The organism is Amycolatopsis thailandensis (assembly GCF_042723255.1).
Taxonomy (GTDB): Bacteria; Actinomycetota; Actinomycetes; order Mycobacteriales; family Pseudonocardiaceae; genus Amycolatopsis; species Amycolatopsis thailandensis.
Genome location: NZ_JBHXJK010000274.1, coordinates 1 through 710 on the forward strand (window position 1 = coordinate 1; position 710 = coordinate 710).

Sequence of the window (710 nt, forward strand, 5' to 3'; positions counted from 1 at the left end):
CTACTCCGTGGCGTGCGCCGCGGTGTCACGCAACCGGTACCGCGATTTCGCGTGCGGTGCACCCGTCAGTCGAACTCGGGTGCCTCCGTACGGGAGCGCTTGAGCTCCCAGAAATGCGGGTAGGACGCGAACGTCACCGACGCATCCCAGAGCTTGCCGGCTTCTTCACCGCGCGGGATCTTCGAGAGCACCGGGCCGAAGAATGCGACACCGTTGACGTGGATGGTCGGGGTGCCGACGTCGTCACCCACGGCGTCCATACCGGCGTGATGGCTCTTGCGCAGTTCCTCGTCGTACTTGTCGGTCGTGGCGGCCTCGGCCAGTTCGGCGGGCAGACCGACCTCGTCGAGGGACTGCGCGATGACCTGATCGAGGTCTTTGTCGTTCTGGTTGTGAATCCGGAAGCCCATCGCGGTGTAGAGCGGGCTGAGGATCTCCGGACCCTTGAGTTGCTCGGCGGCGATGGCGACCCGGACCGGGCCCCACGCCTTCTTCATCAGTTCCTGATAGTTCTCGGGCAGGTCACGGCCCTCGTTGAGCACCGCCAGGCTCATGACGTGGAACTGCACGTCGATATCGCGGACCTTCTCGACTTCGAGGATCCAGCGTGAGGTGATCCAGCACCACGGGCACAGCGGGTCGAACCAGAATCCGGCCGTGTCTTTTTGGTCTGTGGCCTTCTGATCTACGGTGGCCATCTACGCGTCCTC

At 63.9% G+C, this 710-nt stretch carries 1 protein-coding gene; it reads right to left on the reverse strand.

Features of this window, described 5'->3' with window-relative positions:
- Positions 1-65: 65 nt before the first annotated feature.
- Complete coding sequence (locus tag ACFWMR_RS42630; RefSeq protein WP_378382499.1) at positions 66-698, reverse strand: mycothiol-dependent nitroreductase Rv2466c family protein; 633 nt, start codon at positions 696-698, stop codon at positions 66-68.
- Positions 699-710 lie beyond the last annotated feature (12 nt).